General features: G+C 38.4%; 6 protein-coding genes. 3 read left to right on the forward strand and 3 right to left on the reverse strand.

Annotated features, from left to right (window positions below; translation table 11 throughout):
• The 3 genes from G7Y56_RS18150 to G7Y56_RS18160 form a co-directional block, all read left to right on the forward strand.
• The coding region (locus G7Y56_RS18150) for a YafY family protein (RefSeq protein ID WP_165045841.1) at positions 1-438 on the forward strand (438 nt) is incomplete at its 5' end.
• Positions 435-908, forward strand: a complete 474-nt coding sequence (locus tag G7Y56_RS18155; protein ID WP_165045843.1) for a GyrI-like domain-containing protein — start codon at positions 435-437, stop codon at positions 906-908. The genes G7Y56_RS18150 and G7Y56_RS18155, both read left to right, overlap by 4 nt.
• 119 nt (positions 909-1027) lie before the next feature.
• Positions 1028-1513 (forward strand): YdeI/OmpD-associated family protein, encoded by a 486-nt coding sequence (locus tag G7Y56_RS18160; protein WP_165045845.1) that lies wholly within the window; start codon positions 1028-1030, stop codon positions 1511-1513.
• Positions 1514-1537: 24 nt separating this feature from the next.
• On the opposite strand, the gene G7Y56_RS18165 is transcribed toward G7Y56_RS18160, so the two are convergent.
• Genes G7Y56_RS18165 through G7Y56_RS18175 form a run of 3 tightly spaced genes read right to left on the reverse strand, consistent with a single transcriptional unit; the run spans position 1538 to position 3721 of the window.
• On the reverse strand, positions 1538-2065 hold the full coding sequence (locus G7Y56_RS18165; protein ID WP_165045847.1) for an ORF6N domain-containing protein: 528 nt from the start codon (positions 2063-2065) through the stop codon (positions 1538-1540).
• Between the two features lies 1 nt (position 2066).
• The gene (locus tag G7Y56_RS18170; RefSeq protein WP_165045849.1) at positions 2067-2486 is read right to left on the reverse strand and encodes a virulence RhuM family protein; all 420 of its coding nucleotides are present in this window, start codon (positions 2484-2486) and stop codon (positions 2067-2069) included.
• A gap of 5 nt (positions 2487-2491) precedes the next feature.
• On the reverse strand, positions 2492-3721 hold the full coding sequence (locus G7Y56_RS18175) for a site-specific integrase (protein WP_165045851.1): 1230 nt from the start codon (positions 3719-3721) through the stop codon (positions 2492-2494).
• Positions 3722-4019 lie beyond the last annotated feature (298 nt).

The raw sequence follows: 4019 nt of genomic DNA on the forward strand, positions 1-4019 counted from the left end.
AGTCAGAGAGCCTTAGAGGCTGTAGGTATTACCTATACACACCCTAACTGGTATCTTTCGGCTTGGTGTCACTTACGGGAAGAGTATCGAATATTCAAGCTCAATCGTATTGAAAATATAAAAACAACGACCGATAAACACACGAAAATTCATCCGCCGTTGGAATCGCTTCTTGGGTGTGAGGATCATCACTGCCTGATAGAAGTTGTATTACAAACAAGCAAAGAGGTGTCCAAGCATTATGCCGACAGATGCTATTTTATGGGACTGGCTGAAGAGAAAGAGCTTGAAAACGGGCAGATGGAGCAAACCTACATGGCTTATTCACTCGAATCTTTAGCAAGGTGGGTATTGGCGAATGCCGACACAACAACAGTGATTCGCCCTATTGAAATAAAAGGTATTATAAAACAAATCATTAAAAATTTAGACTTATGAAAATTAACAGTACAGAAATTAAAAATCTCGAACCGATTAAAACGATTGCCATTTCGCACGTTGGCGACTATTCGGGTATAGGCCCTGCTTTTGAAAAACTATGCGTATGGGCAGGAGAAAACAACCTGTGGCCTGCTGCCCCCAAGATGGCGGGAGTTTATCACGACGACCCCATGCATATACCGGCAGAGAGTTTACGTTCGGAGGCTTGCCTGGAAGACCTTGCCGGAATAGAACCGGGCGAAGGAATGAAACAGTATACAATCAGCGGCGGAAAGTATTTTGTGATGCAGGTAGAAATCAATATGTCAGAATGCGGCGAGGCATGGTGCAAAGTATATAGTGCATTTAACGAAAAAGGCTATGAATATGACATGAGAGACCAATACGACCTTTATTTGAGCTGCACAGGTGATATGGAAGATCCTGATGCTCCTTGGGTAGTAGATTTATGTATTCCTATGAAATAAAATTGACTTTATCGTACAAGGAAATGTTTATATATAAAAATAGCTGTGCCATTTGTTCGACGCAGCTATTTATATAGCAGTTGGGGTTCTTTTTACCCCCTTTTCATTAATTTTGGTATATGGAAATTGAGAAACCATTAGTAGATAAAGATTACTTATTACAGAAATTTGAGGGAAAGGGAGGATGGACTTATGTCGAGATACTCGAAATCCCTATGCCTAAAACCTCTTTTGGGATGTTGAAGGTAAAAGGAAAGATAGATGATTACGAGTTTTCAAATGTTCGTTTGATGCCTTTAGGTAATGGTCATTTGATGTTAGCCCTTAAGTCGGAAATAAGGAAGAAAATAAAGAAGCAGGCTGGCGATACGGTACGCATTACTCTCTATGAAGACAATTTGCCAACTGAAATGCCAGAAGAGTTGGTGTTGTGCATGAAGTACGAAGACGGTGTTCTAGAAAAGTTTGAAACATACAGTGATGGGGAGAAAAAAGCTTTTGTTAATTGGATATATTCAGCTAAGACTGAACAAACCAAAGTAGATCGTATTGCCAAAACAATCATCATGATACAGAGTGGTGAGAAATTTTATAAAACTTGGTAACGTTTTAATGCAAGAAAAGGAGCATCACTGCTCCTCCTCATCTTGCAAATATCCAACCCGCTTTCGTGGTTTATCTTCTAACTCTCTAACACTAGCCAATTCGGTCAATGCCTGATATACTTCGTTGAACTGCATATTTGTTTCGAGCATAAAGCTCTCCAATCTTTGGCTAAGGTCGGCATAGCCTAAAGCATATTGACGAAGAGCGACAAAGGCTCTCATAATCGAGATATTGATTTCAATGGCTATCTTACTTCGGAGCACAGATGAAAGCATTGCTACTCCTTGTTCAGTAAAGGCAAAGATTTTAGATGCCCCAATATTATAACCGGAGGGTATCACAGATTGTGACACCCCTATGTTTATCAACTCAATAGCTTCTTGATTCGTCAATACAAACATGAAGTCTTCGGGGAAACGCTCGATGTTTCTTCTTACTGCTTGTTTTAAAGCTCTGGTCTCGACCTGATAAAGTTCCGCCAAATGAAAATCAATGATCACTCGTAAGCCCCGAACTTCAAATATTTTGTTCTGAATGATTTGCAGTTCCATATCAATTCAAGGTTTTAAGTGAATACTCGTTCATATTAGTATTGAATATCACAATAACTTCATGCTCTTTCTTTCTCCGGCTATATTCGCAAAAGGCATTGAGTACCCATGCACGAAAAGCTTTCGTATAGAGCGATTGAATACGAAAACTTAGAAAAATGATAGCCTCCAAATTGTAATAGGTGCATATATACTCTCCACCTTCATCTCGGGTATATCTATATTCCTTCGTAACATCATTTTCTCGCAGCAAATTATCTTTAAACATTGCTTTAAGATGTTTAAAGATTGTCGGATTATATACCCCGAACAAATCTGCTATCTCGTTTATTGTCATCCAGACTGTACCAACAACGAGTTTGACCTCGATGATGGGTTTATCAGTTCCTACATCCGAGAATTTAATATATCCTGTTTCCATAAGGCTTATTTATTAGCGTATCTTCTTTTTTTATAGCTTTTAGCTAAATTATCCATATCCGAACTTAGTTTTTGGTCGACAATCTTGGCGTAAATTTGGGTCGTTTTAATATCGGTATGCCCGAGCATCTTCGATACTGTTTCAATAGGTACACCGTTGGCTAGCGTAACAGTCGTTCCGAAAGTATGTCTTGCTACGTGGCAGGTGACGCACTTATTTATACCACAGATAGTTGCGATTTCTTTGAGGTATTCATTCATCTTTTGATTGGAGCAGATCGGAAATAGTTTTCCATTGATTTGCTGCCCTCTGTACTTCTCTATGATTTCCCTCGGTATTTCCAACAGACGGATATTTGATGGTACACTGGTCTTTTGCCGTTGAATCATTATCCATTTGTGTCCGTCAAAGGCTGTCTTTACAGAATCTTCTGTCAGCCGTGCTACATCTATATATGACAACCCGCTATAGCACATGAAAATAAACATATCCCTTACGAGACTTAATCTTTCGGTAAGGAACTCTTTTCTGTATATCACATCAATCTCTTCTTGCGAAAGTACTTCACGAACAACCTTAGTAGTGCGGAATCTAAAACTGCCGAAAGGATTAATCTTGATATCTGCTCCGGTGTCTTTAATGTAGTAAAATACTGCCCTGAACCGCTGAATAAATTTAAGAGCCGTATTGTTGCTGCAACTGTGGGTATTTCTAAGGAACAGGAAAAACTTCTCCACAAAAATAGGAGTCAACTCAAAGACAGGAATGTCTGAAAGATGATATTCCATTTTAAGGAACTCCTGTAAACGAAGTTTCGTTAGTTTGTAGCGATTAGCAGTTATCTGAGAGGTATCTTTACCAATCTTCAAAATATAGAACTCATTGTATTCCCCAAAATGCTCTAACAGCATTTTTCTGCGGTCGGTATCAATTCCTAAAATAATATTTTTGATTTTCTCTGGCAAAACATAACCGTATTCGCTCAAATGCTTGTGGTATAATTCCGTTGTCTTAACACTGATAGCATCCAATAAGCGGTTAATGTTCATAGACTCTGCATTCCGACCGACTGCCTTTCCATTCTTGGTGTCCCATAGCTCGGGCTTGATTTGTAACTTGGAGCTGAATTGTACTTGTTCTCCATTAACAGTAATCCTGACCATAATGGAAGAATTACCGGATTTGTTTACTTCATTTTTCCGTAGGTAAAACAATACACGAAAAGTTGACTTCATAACATTCATAACACATCATTTTTTAGTGTTCAAAACTAGAATTAATTGTTAGAAGTCAGGTAGACAAAATACTGCCAATAATCGACAAATGAGAAACTTACATTCTTAATCGTTACGGTTTTTGTCTTTTTTAAAATCCGTAACGAATCCGTAACGAATGACTGTCTGATATCGGCATTTAAATGGCTGATTATGTCTTGGGGAGAGAATAAAAAAAACTCCCTAAGAATCTATCTTAGAGAGTTTTGTCTTGTTTTGTCAGAAATAAGTCGTTGATTTTCTGATCTTTATGTGATCC

Origin of the sequence: Dysgonomonas sp. ZJ709 (assembly GCF_011039195.1) — a bacterium.
Classification (GTDB): Bacteria; Bacteroidota; Bacteroidia; order Bacteroidales; family Dysgonomonadaceae; genus Dysgonomonas.